Source organism: Marmoricola sp. URHB0036 (assembly GCF_000426045.1).
Lineage (GTDB): Bacteria > Actinomycetota > Actinomycetes > Propionibacteriales > Nocardioidaceae > Marmoricola.
Genome location: NZ_AUEP01000011.1, coordinates 75,293 through 89,918, shown reverse-complemented (window position 1 = coordinate 89,918; position 14,626 = coordinate 75,293). Strand labels below are relative to the sequence as shown.

16 protein-coding genes are annotated in these 14,626 nt (G+C 70.6%); 6 read left to right on the top strand and 10 right to left on the bottom strand.

Features of this window, described 5'->3' with window-relative positions:
- Positions 1–58 precede the first annotated feature (58 nt).
- Entirely contained in the window at positions 59–886 is an 828-nt protein-coding gene (locus H976_RS0113680) for a tryptophan 2,3-dioxygenase family protein (RefSeq protein WP_036226361.1), read from the bottom strand.
- A gap of 61 nt (positions 887–947) precedes the next feature.
- On the opposite strand from H976_RS0113680, the gene H976_RS0113675 reads away from it, so the two are divergent.
- From H976_RS0113675 to H976_RS0113665, 3 genes are all read left to right on the top strand, one after another.
- The gene (locus H976_RS0113675) at positions 948–1,433 is read left to right on the top strand and encodes a DUF2505 domain-containing protein (protein WP_027862005.1); all 486 of its coding nucleotides are present in this window, start codon (positions 948–950) and stop codon (positions 1,431–1,433) included.
- Positions 1,430–1,915: a DUF2505 domain-containing protein gene (locus H976_RS28880; protein ID WP_027862004.1), complete on the top strand. Its 486-nt coding sequence runs from the start codon at positions 1,430–1,432 to the stop codon at positions 1,913–1,915. Before H976_RS0113675 ends, H976_RS28880 begins: the two co-directional genes overlap by 4 nt.
- Before the next feature lie 114 nt (positions 1,916–2,029).
- Positions 2,030–2,647, top strand: coding sequence for a maleylpyruvate isomerase N-terminal domain-containing protein (locus tag H976_RS0113665; protein WP_027862003.1), 618 nt, complete (start codon positions 2,030–2,032; stop codon positions 2,645–2,647).
- A gap of 109 nt (positions 2,648–2,756) precedes the next feature.
- Here H976_RS0113665 and H976_RS0113660 read toward each other — a convergent pair whose 3' ends face one another.
- The 6 genes from H976_RS0113660 to H976_RS0113635 all read right to left on the bottom strand — a co-directional run bounded on the left by H976_RS0113660 (position 2,757) and on the right by H976_RS0113635 (position 9,972).
- Positions 2,757–3,287 carry a DinB family protein gene (locus H976_RS0113660; protein ID WP_027862002.1) on the bottom strand — a complete coding sequence of 177 codons (531 nt, stop codon included), beginning with the start codon at positions 3,285–3,287 and terminating at the stop codon, positions 2,757–2,759.
- 11 nt (positions 3,288–3,298) lie between these two features.
- Entirely contained in the window at positions 3,299–3,442 is a 144-nt protein-coding gene (locus tag H976_RS30030) for a hypothetical protein (protein WP_155918247.1), read from the bottom strand.
- A 6-nt stretch (positions 3,443–3,448) separates the two neighbouring features.
- Positions 3,449–5,080 (bottom strand): L-glutamate gamma-semialdehyde dehydrogenase, encoded by a 1,632-nt coding sequence (pruA, locus tag H976_RS0113650; protein ID WP_027862001.1) that lies wholly within the window; start codon positions 5,078–5,080, stop codon positions 3,449–3,451.
- Positions 5,081–5,122: 42 nt separating this feature from the next.
- Positions 5,123–8,020, bottom strand: coding sequence for a M4 family metallopeptidase (locus H976_RS28875; protein WP_051276808.1), 2,898 nt, complete (start codon positions 8,018–8,020; stop codon positions 5,123–5,125).
- A 78-nt stretch (positions 8,021–8,098) separates the two neighbouring features.
- Positions 8,099–8,521 (bottom strand): hypothetical protein, encoded by a 423-nt coding sequence (locus tag H976_RS26255; protein ID WP_155918245.1) that lies wholly within the window; start codon positions 8,519–8,521, stop codon positions 8,099–8,101.
- The gene (locus tag H976_RS0113635; RefSeq protein ID WP_027862000.1) at positions 8,518–9,972 is read right to left on the bottom strand and encodes a wax ester/triacylglycerol synthase family O-acyltransferase; all 1,455 of its coding nucleotides are present in this window, start codon (positions 9,970–9,972) and stop codon (positions 8,518–8,520) included. Before H976_RS0113635 ends, H976_RS26255 begins: the two co-directional genes overlap by 4 nt.
- Positions 9,973–10,068: 96 nt before the next feature.
- On the opposite strand from H976_RS0113635, the gene H976_RS0113630 reads away from it, so the two are divergent.
- Both H976_RS0113630 and H976_RS0113625 read left to right on the top strand, forming a co-directional pair.
- Positions 10,069–10,476, top strand: a complete 408-nt coding sequence (locus H976_RS0113630) for a hypothetical protein (RefSeq protein ID WP_231388921.1) — start codon at positions 10,069–10,071, stop codon at positions 10,474–10,476.
- Positions 10,477–11,844 carry a hypothetical protein gene (locus H976_RS0113625; protein ID WP_231388920.1) on the top strand — a complete coding sequence of 456 codons (1,368 nt, stop codon included), beginning with the start codon at positions 10,477–10,479 and terminating at the stop codon, positions 11,842–11,844.
- Here H976_RS0113625 and H976_RS0113620 read toward each other — a convergent pair.
- Together H976_RS0113620 and H976_RS30025 are read right to left on the bottom strand one after the other, a co-directional pair.
- The gene (locus tag H976_RS0113620) at positions 11,817–13,019 is read right to left on the bottom strand and encodes a hypothetical protein (protein WP_027861997.1); all 1,203 of its coding nucleotides are present in this window, start codon (positions 13,017–13,019) and stop codon (positions 11,817–11,819) included. The two genes, H976_RS0113625 and H976_RS0113620, sit on opposite strands and share 28 nt — an antisense overlap.
- Positions 13,020–13,022: 3 nt before the next feature.
- The gene (locus H976_RS30025; protein ID WP_051276806.1) at positions 13,023–13,691 is read right to left on the bottom strand and encodes a hypothetical protein; all 669 of its coding nucleotides are present in this window, start codon (positions 13,689–13,691) and stop codon (positions 13,023–13,025) included.
- An 86-nt stretch (positions 13,692–13,777) separates the two neighbouring features.
- Between H976_RS30025 and H976_RS0113610 the strand changes: the two genes are divergently transcribed.
- Positions 13,778–14,020 (top strand): helix-turn-helix domain-containing protein, encoded by a 243-nt coding sequence (locus H976_RS0113610; RefSeq protein ID WP_027861996.1) that lies wholly within the window; start codon positions 13,778–13,780, stop codon positions 14,018–14,020.
- A 14-nt stretch (positions 14,021–14,034) separates the two neighbouring features.
- Here H976_RS0113610 and H976_RS0113605 read toward each other — a convergent pair whose 3' ends face one another.
- Entirely contained in the window at positions 14,035–14,577 is a 543-nt protein-coding gene (locus H976_RS0113605) for a hypothetical protein (protein ID WP_027861995.1), read from the bottom strand.
- Positions 14,578–14,626 lie beyond the last annotated feature (49 nt).

The following is a 14,626-nucleotide window of genomic DNA, read 5'->3' as shown; positions in this document are numbered from 1 at the left end:
CGCGTCGGGACCACCGTCTCGGATCCGAGAAATCCCACAGGGGTTCGTCCGACGTTCCTCAGAGCGCCGAACGGAGGTCCCACAGAAGCGGGTAGTACTTCAGGTCCAGACGGCTGCGGAGGTACGTCGCTCCGGTCGATCCACCGGTGCCGGTGCGCCCGCCGATCATCCGCTCGACCATCACCACGTGACGTCCGCGCCAGGCCGAGGCCAGCTCGTCGTGCTGGAGGAGTGCCTCGGCCAGACCCCAGATGTCGGCGTACGACGAACGGTCGTGGGCCACCGCCCGGAGCGAGGCGGTGATGGCCTCGTCGGAGGACGTGTCCAGACCGGCCTCGGCCAGCACGTGCACGAAGCCGTCCCACAGGCTGGGCTCCTCGAGCCGGCGAGCGAGGCTCTGCTCCTCCTGCTCGGTGAGGCCGCGGAAACGCTTCAGGTAGCCGGCGTCCTTGGCCCCGGAGAGGAACTCGAGCTCGCGGAACTGCACCGACTGGAACCCGCTCGCGGGTGCCAGCCGCTGGCGGAACTCGAGGAAGTCCTGCGGCGTCATCGTCTCCAGCACGTCGACCTGCTGCACCAGCACCCGCTCGATCACGTGCATCCGGCTGAGCAGGTGTCGGGCGAACCAGAGGTCGCGTCCTTCGCTCTCGGCCCGGGTGGCGACCAGGGCGTCGCGGGCCGTCTGCGCCTCGTGCAGCAGCTGCTGGAACCAGAGCTCGTAGACCTGGTGGATGGTGATGAACAGCAGCTCGTCATGCGCGGGCGGGTCGGACTCGAGGTGCTGGGCGTCGAGGAGCTGCGGGAGCCGGAGGTAGCTGCCGTAGGTCAGCTGCCGCGCCTCCTTGGCCCCCTCCTCCCCGAAGAGCACGAAGTTCTCGTCTTCCATGCCGCTCAACATATGCGGGTCCACCCGCGCGCGCTCGCTGGGCATGCAGCATGATGCCGCCATGAAGCTGCGACACGAGATCAGCTACGACGCCCCGCTCGCGGACGTCTACGCCATGCTGGCCGACCCCGCGTTCCGTCAGTCCTCGGCCACGGCGATGGGGGTGATCTCAGCGGACGTGACGATCACGCCGAAGGGCGAGGGCATGAGCGTGCACATCGACCAGGTGCAGCCCACCGAGGGAGTGCCCGGGTTCGCCAAGAAGTTCGCGGGCGAGACCACCCGCGCCGTACAGACCGAGGAGTGGGACTCGCCAGCGGGCGGGACCATCACCATCGAGACGCCCGGCAAGCCGACCTCGATCAGGGGCACGCTGGCCCTCTCCGAGTCCGGCGGCCGCACCACCGAGACCCTCGACGTCGAGGTGAAGGTCAAGGTGCCGCTGATCGGCGGCAAGCTCGAGTCGTTGATGGCCGAGCTCGTCTCGGCCGGCATGGACAAGGAGCAGGTCGCCGGCGAGGCGTGGCTGGAGGGAGAGCGGCGATGAGGAAGGTCAGCGAGGAGCTGCGCTACGACGGCGCCACGATCGAGCAGGTCCACGAGATGCTCGCCACCCCGGCCTTCCGGGAGCAGGTCTGCGAGAACCAGCGCTACAAGCGGCACACGGTGCAGATCGAGCGCGACGGCCAGGGCATGACCGTGACCATCGACCAGGTGCAGGAGGCGACGGGCATCCCCGGCTTCGCCAAGAAGTTCGTCGGCGACGAGATCAACATCGTGCAGTCGGAGGACTGGACCTCTCCGGAGAAGGGCAACATCCACGTCACCATCCCCGGCAAGCCCGGCGAGATGTCCGGCACCGCCCTGCTCACCGAGGACCCCAACGGCACCACCGAGACGGTCAACCTGACCGTCAAGGTGAACATCCCACTCGTCGGCGGCAAGATCGAGGGCCTCATCGCCGACCTGCTCGCCAAGGCCCTCCGCGCCGAGCACCGCACCGGCGTCCAGTGGCTGGCTGACCGATAGCTCGCCGACCGGGCACTTTTGGTTGGCCGTACGACGCTGACCGGGCACTTTCGGCTGGCCGTACGACGCCGACCGGGCACTTCTGGTCGCACCTGACTCGTCTAGCCTCCTGACATGCCCTCTTCCTGGGACGACGCCCGCTTGGCGTACGCCGAGGCCTCTGCCTGCTTCGTCGACACCGCCGCTCTCGTCGGTGACCGCTGGGAGGAGCCCGGGCTCGGCGAGTGGGACGTGCGCGCGCTGGTCGGCCACACGAGTCGCTCGTTCGTCACGGTCGAGAGCTACCTCGCACAACCAGCGAAAGCCGTCGCGGTCGGCTCGACTGCTGACTACTACCGCGCGACCCGGGAGATGGCAGCGACTGGGGCAGGCGTCGCCGAGCGCGGCCGGGAGGCGGGGCGCGCCCTGGGCCAGGATCCGCTGTCATCCGTCTCGGCGCTGGCGACCCGGGTGCTCGAGCTGGTGGGGACTACGGACGGCACCGAGCTGCTCACCACGATCGCCGGTGGGATGCGGCTCAGCGACTATCTACCGACGCGCACGTTCGAGCTCGTCGTACACACGCTGGACCTGGGCCGCGCCATCGACGTCGCTGTCGACGTCCCGGCCCTCCCGGCTGCGACAGTGCTCGGTCTGGTCAGCGAGCTGGCCATCGGCGACGGGCTGGCCGGTCCGCTCGTGCTGGCCGCCACCGGCCGGGGCGGTCTGCCGGACGGTTTCACCGTTCTCTGAGCGACTCGGCTCCGTCGTACCGACCAAAGATGCCCGGTCGGTGCACTTCGGCCAACCAAAATCCCCCGCTCGGCGTACTGCAGCCAACCAGAAGTGCCCGGTCGCGGGGCTAGTCGCCCACCTGGCCGTCGATGGACTCGCGGAGGAGGTCGGCGTGGCCGTTGTGGCGGGAGTACTCCTCGATCAGGTGCACGAGGATCCAACGCAGGTTGTACCGGCGGGACGGGTCCGAGCGGAAGGTACGACGCGACAGCGACTCCATCGCTCCGGGATGGGCGAGTGCCTCGCGGACGATCCGGTCGGAGGCGGCCACCATCTCGTCGTAGAGCTCCCTGAGCTGGGCGGGTGAGTCCTGCGCGGCGGAGTGCCAGTCCCAGTCACCGTCGGCCTGCCAGTCGACCGAGGCCCACGGCTCGGGGGGCGGGTTGTCGGCGTAGACCTGGTTGCACCACCAGTCCTCGACGTAGGCGAGGTGCTTGAGCAGTCCGCCCAGCGTCATCGTCGACGGCGCCAGCCGCTGATCGAGCTGGGCGGCGTCGAGGCCGGCGGTCTTCAGCCGCAGGGTCTCGCGGTGGTGGTCGAGGAAGGCGGTCAGGGTCTCGGCCTCGGATCCTGCGAGAGGCGGATCGGTGCGGGTCATGCCGACGAACCCTATTCGTCCTCCAGGTCCTCGGCCGCGTTGCGTCGCCGGGTGATCCAGATGGTCATCGCGAGGAGCACGAACGGCCCGAACGCCAGCACCAGGGTGAGGATCCGTTCGACCGGGTGCAGCGGCCCGAGGTGGAGCAGGATCACGCGCGGTCAGCCCATGTGCGGGTAGCGGTGGTCCTTCGGGGGCGCGAAGGTCTCCTTGATCGAGCGTGGTGAGGTCCACCGCATCAGGTTCGCGGGCGCACCGGCCTTGTCGTTGGTGCCCGACGCGCGCGCCCCACCGAACGGCTGCTGGCCCACGACGGCACCGGTCGGCTTGTCGTTGACGTAGAAGTTGCCGGCGGCGAAGCGCAGTCGCTCGCTCGCCCACGCGACGGCCTGACGGTCCTGGGAGATGACCGCACCAGTCAGGGCGTACGGCGCGAACGACTCCATCTGGTCGACCACGGCCTCGAACCGGCGGTCGTCGTAGACGTGCACGCTGAGGATCGGGCCGAAGTACTCGTCCTTGAACATCGCGTCGGTCGGGTCATCGGACTGCACGATCGTCGGCCGCACGAAGTAGCCGATCGAGTCGTCGACCTGGCCACCGGCCACGACCTCGAGCTTGCTGGACCGCCTGGCCCGCGTGATCGCCTTCTTGTGCTTGGCGAACGCCCGGTCGTCGATCACGGCACCCATGAAGTTGGACAGGTCGGTCGTAGGGCCCATCGCGAGGTCCTCGGTCTCCGAGATCAGCTGATCCTTGAGCTTCTTCCAGACCGACGCGGGCACGTAGGCACGCGAGGCGGCCGAGCACTTCTGCCCCTGGAACTCGAAGGCACCGCGCATCATCGCGACGCGCAGCACGTCGACGTCAGCCGAGGGGTGGGCGACGATGAAGTCCTTGCCGCCGGTCTCGCCGACGATCCGCGGGTAGGAGCGGTACGTCGAGAGCTTCTCCCCGACCGTGCCCCACAGCTTCTGGAAGGTCGGCGTCGAGCCGGTGAAGTGGATGCCGGCGAGGTCGGGGTGGTGCAGCACCACGTCGGAGACCTCGATGCCGTCACCGGGCAGCATGTTGATCACGCCCGGGGGCATGCCGGCCTCCTCCAGCAGCTCCATGGTGACGTGGGCGGCGAACTGCTGGGTCGGCGACGGCTTCCAGATGACCGTGTTGCCCATCAGCGCCGGAGCCGTCGGAAGGTTGCCCGCGATCGCGGTGAAGTTGAACGGCGTGATCGCGTAGACGAAGCCCTCGAGCGGCCGGTGGTCGGTGCGGTTCCAGACGCCGGGGCTGTTCGCGATCGGCTGCTCGGCCATGATCTGGGCGCCGTAGTGGACGTTGAACCGCCAGAAGTCGATCAGCTCGCAGGCCGAGTCGATCTCGGCCTGCCAGACGGTCTTGGACTGGCCCAGCATGGTGGCCGCGTTGAGCCTCGCTCGCCACGGTCCGGCGAGCAGGTCGGCCGCCTTCAGGATGATCGAGGCGCGGTCGTCGTACGACATCGCCCGCCAGGCCGGCGCCGCGTCCGCCGCAGCCCGTACGGCGGCCTGGGCGTCACGCCTCGTGGAGTTCTTGAGCACGCCGAGCACCGACTTGTGCTCGTGGGGCTGCACGACGGACACCTCCGCTCCCCCGCCCATCACCTTGCGCCCGCCGATGGTGGCGGTCAGGTCGATCGGGCCGGCCGAGCTCATGCGGGCCAGCTCGCCCTCGATGCCGGTGCGCTCCGGGCTACCGGGGGCGTAGTTCAGGTTCGGCTCGTTGACCGGAGCCGGGGGTGTGGTGATCGCGTCCATGCTCGCGATGCTGCCAGACACCCCGAGCCGTCACCAACCGGGTCAGCGCCGGATGCCGACACCTCGCGCTGCCGACGTCGTGCCCAGGTAGTTCCGGGTGCCGGTGGCGATCACGCGGTAGTAGGTCGCGCGGGTCTGCCTCACCTTCCAGGCCCGAGTTCCGATCGAGCTGGTCGTCGCGCTCGTCACCGTGTGCCAGGTCGCCTGGCCGAGCAGGTGCCGCTGCAGGGTGAGGCGTACTCCGGCGACCCGGGCGGTGGTGCCCTGCCGGGTGAGCACGCCGGTGACGGTGAAGTACCTGTTCTTCTTGACCGTGGCGACCGAGGAGACCCTCGCAGTGGTCGCGTAGATCGGCACGGCGCTGGCCGCGCCGACGTGGCCGTCCTGGGTGACTGCCGCCACGGCGACGCTCACGTTGGTGTTGGCCCTCAACCCGGTGAGGGTGATCGAGCGGGCCGAGGCCGGGGCGGTGTTCACCTGGCCGCCGGACCGGGTGATCCGGTACGACGCGACCGGGCTGCCGCCGACGTACGCCGGGGCGCTCCACGCGACCCGTGCGCTCGTCGTCGCGGCCGAGACCGTCGTGACCGGCACCGAGGCGACGGCGTTGGGACAGGTGTAGGCCTCGATGTCGTCGACCCACCAGCCGTAGGCGGCCGTGTCCTGGTCGCCGGTGACGCGGAAGACCACGCGCACGGTCTGGCCGGCGAGCGAGGTGAGGTTCATCCGGCTCGACCCGTAGCCGTGGCTGTCGCCGCCGAAGACCTTGGTGGACGTTCCTTGCAACGTCTTGGTCGGCCCGTTGTCCCACGGGACGGTCCGAGTCGTCCACGTGCTGCCGCTCAGTGTCTGCACGAAGGCGATCGCGCCGTCGAAGTAGATCGCGGGCATGCCGTTGACGGCGTCGTACCACTCCATCGCGTAGGCGTGGTCGAAGCGCAGGTACGTCGGCTGCGCGGCCGGCAGCTTGAACGGCGAGCTGATGATCTGGCTGGTGGAGATGCCGTCGAGGGTCGGGTCGGGGTCCCACCCGAACCACGAGCTCTGCCCGCTGCGGGTGTACGCCGGGGTCTGGTTGGCCGGAGTGCGCTGCCAGAGGCCGTTGGCGGTGAAGCCGAACTGCTGGACGTTGTCGTCGTCGCGGCGCAGGTCCACCCGGCGTGCACCGGAGGCGCAGGTGGACGGCGCCTCGTGGTTGACGGCCTTGGCGTCGGTCGGCGCCAGCTCGAGCTGGGTGGCTGCGACCGCCTGGCGCACGGAGTCGCAGTTGGCGGTGGTGAAGCCGTCGGTCGCGTGGGTGGCGAAGTCGTCGCAGGTGGCGACCAGGGTGCGGCCGAGGTCGGCGTACTGCGCGCCGGAGGTGAGCCGCTTGATCACCTCGAGGTAGAGCTGGCCGGTCTTGGTCAGGCCGTTGTCGCTGCCGTCGATCCCCACGATGCCGGCCTGGCCGTTGAAGGCGCCGCCCTGGGAGATCAGGTAGGCCGTCTTGTTGCCGATGCCGTCGTTGAGGTGCACGGCCCCGTTGTCGTCGAAGATGTCGGCCGCGTGGTAGTCGGCCATCTTGTCCGGCTGGCGAGCCTCTCCCGGCGGAGGATCGATCGACGGCGGGTCCGCGAGGCTGCGGATGGACCCGTCGGTGAGGTCCTCGCCGATCGTCCAGCCGGCATCGCCGGCGGGCGACAGCGGGTTGCGGTGGTCGACGATCTCGCCGATCGTGTCGGCGACCGACTCGTTGATCGCTCCGCTCTGGTGCAGCGTGAACAGGTTGGAGGTGTGCTGGACGTAGCCGTGCGTGAGCTCGTGGCCCACCACGTCGTCGGCCCCGGCATAGCCGGCGCCGAAGACCATCTGGGTGCCGTCCCAGAACGCGTTCGGGTAGGGGCAGCCACCGAAGTCGTCGTGGCTGTCGTGGTCGAGGTCCTGCGCCTGGTAGCACCACTGCACCGTCGCCTCCAGCGACTTGGTGCCGACGTGGTCCACCCCGATGAGGTCGGTCAGGTCGGTCCCGGCGAGCTGCTGGTAGGCGTCGGCGGTGGCGCCGAGGTTGTCGAAGGCGTCGTTGACGTCGTCGTTCGCCGGGATCGGTGTGGTGAGCTCCGTGCGTATCGGGGCCGTGCAGGGCGGCACCGGGTCGTCGCCGGAGGTGAGTCGCGCGTCCCCGTTGTCGCAGATCCGCCGGCTGAGCGCCTCGGGAGCGTCGTTGAAGTGCAGTGCGACCTCGCCCCGGTCGGTGCCGACCAGCACGGTCTCGCGGATCTCGGAGCCGTTGGTGACCTCGAGCTGCCACACCGGGCGGGCGCCGACCGGGTCCGCGACGTGCACGATCGCCGGGTCGTAGACGCGGCGACCCTGCACCGTGGCCGAGAGGTCTGCGGCACTGACGTGGTGCCCCTTGGCGATGGCGTCGATCGCCGTACGCCGAGCCCGGGCCTCGCTCACCGCGGGGACGGGCACCTGGGTGGCGTCGGTGGTGGCCGACGCGACCGACACGACGTCCTGGTGGTCGTCGAGGCTCAGCACCAGCTGGCCGCCGAAGACGGGTACCCCGTCGACGACCTGGTCGGCGCGGACGATCGTGCCGCCGGTGGCGGAGCCGAGGGTCCGGGTCACCACGGCCCGGGAGGTGGTGCCGTCGATGCCGAACGCGTCGCCGTGCTCCTTCAGCTGCTCCTGGACCGAGCCCTGCGGCGTGGAGGAGTCGCTGTCGAGCATCGCGCTGCCGTCGGTGGAGGTCACGAAGGCGACGTCACCCGAGGCGTCGCGGGTCACCCGGACGGCGCCGTCGGCGTCGGCCTTCAGGTCCCGGATGGCATCGGCCGACGAGGTGTCGGGGTCGGGAGCGGACGAGGCGGCCGGCGGTTCCGGGCTCGCGAAAGCGGCCTGGGGGGCAGCCAGGCTGAGCGCGATGGCACCGGCGAGCAGTGACCAGCGTCGAGTCATGGCGGGGTCTCCGACTCCTGTCGATGGACATGCTAGTCGGACAAACCCGGACAGAACTCATAAATAGGAAAATGGTGCTCAGGACAGCAGGTCCGGGATCTCCTGCGTGCCGAACCAGGCCAGGTCGCCCAGCGCCTCCGGGTCGTACGACGCCGCCCGCTCGAGGTCGCCGGTGTCGGCGTGCACGGCCTTGACCAGCCGGAACGGGAAGGCCGAGAGCACCTCCACCCGCGTGGAGTCGTCGCTCTCGACCGCCGAGTCGACATCGACGGCCAGCACCACGCGTCGGGGCTGGTCCTCGTCGGTCAGCAGGCCGACGGAATCGTCAGCAGCGGCCATCAGGGCGGCGTACTCCCACTCCTCCTCGTCGGCCTCGGGCCACTGCTCGCGCAGCCAGCCGGTCACCGCCCGGGCCGGTACGGGTGCGGGCCCGACGCCGCCGTCGGCCAGGAACCCCGCCAGCGTGGTGAGGGTCGCCGGGACGTAGATGCGCACGCTCATTCCACGGGACCCGGCGTCAGCGGGGCGCGCTTGCGGCCACGCGGGGCGCGCAGCCGGTTGTCGCTGGCGCTGTCGACCAGCTCGTCGAGGGACTCGCGCACGCACTGGCCGAGCACGTCGATGTCGGGCAGGGCGTCGCGGTCGGCGCTGATGCCGTAGTAGACCGCCCCGTCGTACGACGTGACGCCGACCGAGACCGAGAAGCCGTCGAGGAGGGGCGGCACCGGGTAGGTCTCGACCATCTCGGCGCAAGCGAGGTACATCGGGAACTGCGGCCCGGGGACGTTGGTGATGACGAGGTTGACGTTGCCGCGAGCCTCCTTGAACGCCACCCGCGAGCCGAGCGCGTGGAACGTGGTCGGCGCGAACCCGGCGACCCCCGCGATCCGGTCGGCGGCCACCGCGCGCCCGGTCTCGCTGTGCACGCGCAGGGCGTAGGACACCTGGTGGAGGCGTACGACGGGCGACCCCTCGCCGATCGGCAGGTCGACGAGATGCCCCACCACCTGGGAACCGAGCGAGGTCGGCTCGAGCTCCTCGTCGATCACGCTCATCGGCACCAGCGCACGCAGCCGTCGCCCGGCGGCCACGGACTCGGCACGGGTCATGAACCACGCCCGGATGGCCCCGGACAGGGTGGCCAGGATGACGTCGTTGACGGTGCCGCCGTGGACGCGGCGGATCTTGCGGTAGTCCTTCAGCGAGGTGCGCACCAGCACCACCCGACGCTGGGCCGAGGGCTCGATGTTGAACGGCGACTCCGGGCTCGAGCGGCGGTTGGCCAGCTCGCCCGCGATGGCCCCGAACTTGGCGGCGGCTCCCCCGACCGTGCGACCGACGGCCTCGGCGTTGCTGCGCAGGGTGCTCACGGCGACCTTGGGGCTGCGCACCGACTCGAGCATCGCGCTGGCCGCCAGCTTGGCCGGTGTCGGCTCGGCCGGAGCCACCCAGTCGTCGCGGACCAGCTGGCGGGGGCCGGGGTCGACGTCGAGCAGCACCTGGCCGAGGTCGACGGTGGAGATGCCGTCGACCAGGATCTGGTGGGACTTGGAGAGCAGCGCGACCCGGCCGTCCTCGAGGCCCTCGACGAAGTAGATCTCCCACAGCGGGCGGTCGGGGTCGAGGCGTCGGGAGAGGATCCGGGCCGTCAGCTCGCGCAGCTGGTCGAGGGTGCCGGGACGTGGCAGCGCCGAGCGGCGTACGTGGTAGGCGAGGTCGAAGTCCTCGTCGTCGACCCAGACCGGGTTGGCGAGTCGACCCGGGACCCGACGTACGTGCTGGCGGTAGCGGGGCACGAACGAGATCCGGTCGTCGATGTGCGCCAGCAGGGCGTCGTAGTCGAAGTCCGAGTCGCTCGGGTCGAAGATCTCGAGGGTCGCGTTGTGCATGGGCGTCTGCGGCGTCTCCTCCGCCAGCAGAGCGAGGTCGCTCGCGCGCAGCCTCTCGCTCATCCTGCGAACCCCCTCCCGTTGAGTACTTGGGCCTCATGGGATTCTGGCAGAGGCCGGCTCACGTCTGAACGGCCGACCCACCAGGTGGAGGTTTCGATGTCCCGTTCTGCGCGCCCGTTCCGTCCGCTGGGCGCCGTGCTCGTCTCTGCCGTGATGGCCCTGGCGGTGGCGGGATGTGGCTCCGACGACTCCGGAAGCGGGTCCGGCTCGGACAGCTCGGTGGTGAAGAAGGACTCCAGCGGCACCTCGACCGTGGACATCACCTTCAAGGGCGACAGCGTGACCCCGTCGGGCGCCAAGGTCAAGGTGAAGGCCGGTGACCCGCTCAAGCTGCACATCACGGCGGACAAGGCCGGCGAGATCCACGTGCACAGCTCCCCCGAGCAGCACATCGAGTACGCCGCCGGGACGACCGACAAGACGGTGACCATCGACCAGCCCGGCGTCGTCGACGTCGAGTCGCACTCGCTCGACAAGCTCATCCTCCAGCTCACGGTGCGCTGAGTGCCCCGGGCCCCAGCCCTCGCAGGCCGGCTCCCCGAGTTCCTGCCCCTGCACGGCATCGGCGGGTCCAAGGACCTGCCCATCCCGCTCGCACTGGCGATCTCGGGCGCGGTCGCGGCGCTCGTCGTCTCCTTCTGCGTCCTGTCCCTGGCCTGGCGGCAGCCGCGCTACGAGGGTCCGCGCCCGGGTCGTCCGGTGCCGGGCGTGCAACGGGTCGTCGACGACCCGCGCTTCCAGTGGACGATGCGGATCCTCGGGCTGGCCCTCGCTGCCTACCTCACCTGGGCCCTGATCTGGGGACCCGACCTGGTCACCAACCCGGTGCTCGGCACGTTCTACGTGCTGGTGTGGGTCGGGATCGTGCCCGCCTCCCTGCTGCTCGGCCCGGTGGTCAAGGCGGTCAGCCCGGTGCGCACGCTCAACCTGCTGCTCGCCAAGGTGACCGGCGGCGATCCGGCGACCGGGTTGGCGACGTACCCCGCCCGGTGGGGCTACTGGCCGGCCGCGGTCGGGCTGTTCGCGTTCACCTGGCAGGAGCTGGTCAACCCGCAGAGCGCCTACCTGAGCTCGGTCCGGCTGTGGCTGGTGGCCTACCTCGCGACCATGCTGATCGGCGCCGCCGTGTTCGGCGACGTCTGGCTGGAGCGCGCCGACCCGTTCGAGGTGTACTCCTCGCTGCTCGCCCACCTGTCGGCCTGGGGACGCGACGGAGCCCGGCTCGTCGTACGCAGTCCGCTGGCGAACCTCGCCACCGTGACTCCCCGACCGGGGCTGGTGGCGGTGGTCGCGACGCTCTTCGGATCGACCGCGTTCGACACCTACAAGGACACGCTCTCCTGGCAGCGGATCCTCACCGACGTCGGCCTCGACAACAAGCTCACCAACACGGCGGCCCTGCTGGTCTTCTGCCTGATCGTCGGGGTCTCCTTCACCCTGGCCGCGATGTCCACGGGCGTGGAGACCGAGGGACCCAGCGCCGTACGTCGCCGCGACCTTCCGGCCCTGCTGGCCCACTCGGTGATCCCGATCATCGTCGGCTACATGACCGCCCACTACCTGAGCTACTTCATCGAGCAGGGGCAGAACACGATCATCCAGCTCAGCGACCCGATGGTCCGCGGGGACAACCTGCTCGGCACGGCCAACTTCAACGTGAACTACTGGCTCTCGTTCCACCCGTCGCTGCTCGCGAGCATCCAGGTGCTGGCCGTGGTCACCGGCCACATCTGTGGGGTGATCGCCGCGCACGACCGGGCGATCTCGCTGCTCCCGAAGCGGCATCACGTCAGCGGCCAGATCGGGATGCTGGTCATCATGGTCGCCTACACGGCGACCGGCCTCTACCTGCTGATGGGCGGGGCGCTGTGAGCCGACGGGGCGACCAGCGCGGCGTCGTACACCTCGGAGAGGGCCTTGCGCAGCGCTGAGTCACCCAGCTCCACCACGGAGCGGCCGCCCACCAGCGCCTTGTCGGTCGTCGACCGGTCCTCGGGCAGGAAGTGCACGCCGGTGGGCCGGACGTAGCCCTCGACCATGCCGACGATGTCGCGCCGGCCCCAGCCGAGCGAGTCGCGCATCCGGTTGACGACCACCGTCACCGGCGCGCCCGTGCTGTCGCGGATCTCCACCAGCGTGCGGGCCAGCCGAGCCAACCCGGTCGGCTCGGCGGACCCGACCACGACGACCTGGTCGGCGCCCGCGACGGCGTCGAGAGTGAGCTGGTTGCGCGAGAGCGGGCGGCCGAGGTCGGCGTCGTCCTCGAGGCTGAACCCGGTGTCGACCACCACGTCGCCGACCTCGGCAGCGCGATCCAGCACGGCATCGAGCACGCCCGGGCGAGCCTCCACCCATCGGTCCGGGCGCGGCAGACCGGTGAGCACCTCGAAGTGGTCGGAGACCACGCGTCGGCAGCGGGCGAACGACTCGGTGTCCAGTGATCCGGCATTGACCAGCCTGGCCGCCGCGAGCAGGCCGGAGACCTCGTCGAGCACGCCGAGGTGCTGCGCCACGGCTCCTCCGTGGGGATCGGCGTCGACCAGCACGCTCGGGTGGCCGCGCTGGGCGTGCTCGGCGGCGAGGCCGATCGCGAGCGTCGTACGTCCTGGGGCGCCGGCGGGACCGTGCACCGCGATCACCCGTCCGCGCGCCGTCACCGGATCCGGGCTCGGTGCGGGTAGCGGGTCGGGGTCGACGACCAGCGCCCGTGCTCCCGCCGAGCTCACGGTCTCCGACAGGTCGGAGAGCTGGGCCGCGGCCACCACCGCCACCACACCGATGCGCGCCAGGGCGTCCGCGTCGCCCCCGACCGCCACGCACCGCACGTCGTCGCGCAACAGCTGCATGACGGCGTCGGCGTCGAGGCCGCCCAGGTCGCCGGACACGACTGCGACGTCGGCCTGCCCGGTGGCGGCGCTGGCCAGCAGGTCGGCGAGGTCGACACACCGCTTGAGCACCACCATGCCGTCGCCGTCGAGCAGCCGCAGGGCCGCGGCCTCCCACGACTCACCACCCGCGGCCAGCAGCACGGCCACCCGGTCGGCCATCGCTCAGCCCTTCCGTGCGATCACGACGCGGCCGTCGGAGATGCCGCCCAACGCCTTACCCAGCTCGCCGGCACGATCGGCCGGCACTCCGACGATGACCTGGCGCGTCGACTCCGGCGCCAGGCTGTTCGACCCGCGGGGTACGGCGACCACGGTGACGTCGGTCAGCACGGGAACGGCGGTGGACCGCTGACCACTCTCGGCACCGACCTTGGGTGCGACCCAGACGTCGACCACCGAACCCTGGCGGACGGTCGCGGGCAGATCGTCGACGGCGACGCTGATCGGCACCTCGACCAGGTCATGGCCGGCCTGCTCGGCGATGGCTGCTCGCGGCAACAGCTCGCCGGCCGAGACGGGTCGGTTCAGCGTGGCCGCCGCCGGCACCTCGTCGGTGGCAGCGAGGTAGCTGTCGGCCGTCGCCTCGTCCGGGAAGCGCACCTGCCGGCGCTCGAGGTCCCCGTCGCCGAGGCTGGCCCCGGCCGGCAGGTCGCGAGCCACCGCCCACACCCCGACCGTGTCATCGGCCGCCGCCATCAGCCGGGCGCCGATGACGACTGACGCGGCGACAAGCAGCAGTCCCAGGATGAGACGTGGATTGCGCCAGCCCGGTCGTCGGCTGCGCTGCGCCCTGGCCGGCACGGTCTCCTGGCGCGGAGCAGTGAGCGTCATCGCAGGTGTCCTTTCGCCGGTGCCATCCACAGGCAACGCGTGTCAAACAGTCGCAACCGTCTGCTTCCAGTGGCAGAGTGGAGGTCATGGACGCGACGCCGAGGTTCCTCCAGCTGGCCGACGTCGCCGAGGTGCTCAACATCTCCGGCGCCCAGGTCTACGCGCTGGTACGGCGACATGAGCTGAAGGCGATCAAGATCGGCGGTCGTGGCCAGTGGCGCGTCGAGGCGAGCGAACTCGAGGCCTACATCCAGCGGGCCTACGCCGACGCCGAGCAGTTCGTGCGCGAGCACCCGTTCGTCGAGGGATCCCCCACCCCCCGCGACTGATACCGGCGCCTGCTTCATCGGCGGCCCTGGAGGGCCGCCACCGCCGCGTGGGGGACGGCCTGGGCGAGGCGGCCCGCACCTTCGCCGACGGCGAGCTCGAAGAAGTCCCGGCCGACGCGTCCGACGACCCCCTCCACCTGCTGGTCGTCGCAGAAGTGCACCACGCACGGCTCGTGGGCCATCGCCAGTCGGCGCAGCACGGCGCGCATGGTCAACCGGTCGACCGGCGACCAGGTGTCCTCGCTGTGCGCCTTGCCCGAGAGCCCGCCGATGGTGGCGACGCCCGCGTGCCGGACGACCCACTCCGAGGAGCCGTCGACCAGCAGGAACCAGTCCTCCCCCAGCCGCGCCAGCCGGCCCCCGACGACGCGTCCGCCGAGCAGCCGGACCCGCAGGTCCTCGCCCATCGAGGCGTGCACCCGTGAGGCCAGGCTGACCCGGGAGTACTCCGCCACGGTGAGGTCGGCGACCTCCGCATCGCGCTCGGCCAGGTGGAGCCCGCTCGCCTGCTGCTCGAGGTCGTCGAAGACGGCGAACATCGACTCTTCCCAGCTCATGACCCTGTGCATGCCCCGGGTCGGTAGGCCCCAAACAGTCTGTGGACAA

Excerpts from the sequence above, each read along its gene's own strand:
- H976_RS0113605 (WP_027861995.1), bottom strand. The coding sequence starts at position 14,577 with ATGAGCTGGGAAGAGTCGATGTTCGCCGTCTTCGACGACCTCGAGCAG.
- H976_RS0113620 (WP_027861997.1), bottom strand. The coding sequence starts at position 13,019 with ATGGCCGACCGGGTGGCCGTGCTGCTGGCCGCGGGTGGTGAGTCGTGG.
- H976_RS28880 (WP_027862004.1), top strand. The coding sequence starts at position 1,430 with ATGAGGAAGGTCAGCGAGGAGCTGCGCTACGACGGCGCCACGATCGAG.
- H976_RS0113680 (WP_036226361.1), bottom strand. The coding sequence starts at position 886 with ATGGAAGACGAGAACTTCGTGCTCTTCGGGGAGGAGGGGGCCAAGGAG.
- H976_RS0113630 (WP_231388921.1), top strand. The coding sequence starts at position 10,069 with ATGTCCCGTTCTGCGCGCCCGTTCCGTCCGCTGGGCGCCGTGCTCGTC.
- H976_RS0113610 (WP_027861996.1), top strand. The coding sequence starts at position 13,778 with ATGGACGCGACGCCGAGGTTCCTCCAGCTGGCCGACGTCGCCGAGGTG.
- H976_RS30025 (WP_051276806.1), bottom strand. The coding sequence starts at position 13,691 with ATGACGCTCACTGCTCCGCGCCAGGAGACCGTGCCGGCCAGGGCGCAG.
- pruA (WP_027862001.1), bottom strand. The coding sequence starts at position 5,080 with ATGGACGCGATCACCACACCCCCGGCTCCGGTCAACGAGCCGAACCTG.
- H976_RS26255 (WP_155918245.1), bottom strand. The coding sequence starts at position 8,521 with ATGAGCGTGCGCATCTACGTCCCGGCGACCCTCACCACGCTGGCGGGG.
- H976_RS0113660 (WP_027862002.1), bottom strand. The coding sequence starts at position 3,287 with ATGACCCGCACCGATCCGCCTCTCGCAGGATCCGAGGCCGAGACCCTG.
- H976_RS0113675 (WP_027862005.1), top strand. The coding sequence starts at position 948 with ATGAAGCTGCGACACGAGATCAGCTACGACGCCCCGCTCGCGGACGTC.
- H976_RS28875 (WP_051276808.1), bottom strand. The coding sequence starts at position 8,020 with ATGACTCGACGCTGGTCACTGCTCGCCGGTGCCATCGCGCTCAGCCTG.
- H976_RS0113665 (WP_027862003.1), top strand. The coding sequence starts at position 2,030 with ATGCCCTCTTCCTGGGACGACGCCCGCTTGGCGTACGCCGAGGCCTCT.
- H976_RS0113635 (WP_027862000.1), bottom strand. The coding sequence starts at position 9,972 with ATGAGCGAGAGGCTGCGCGCGAGCGACCTCGCTCTGCTGGCGGAGGAG.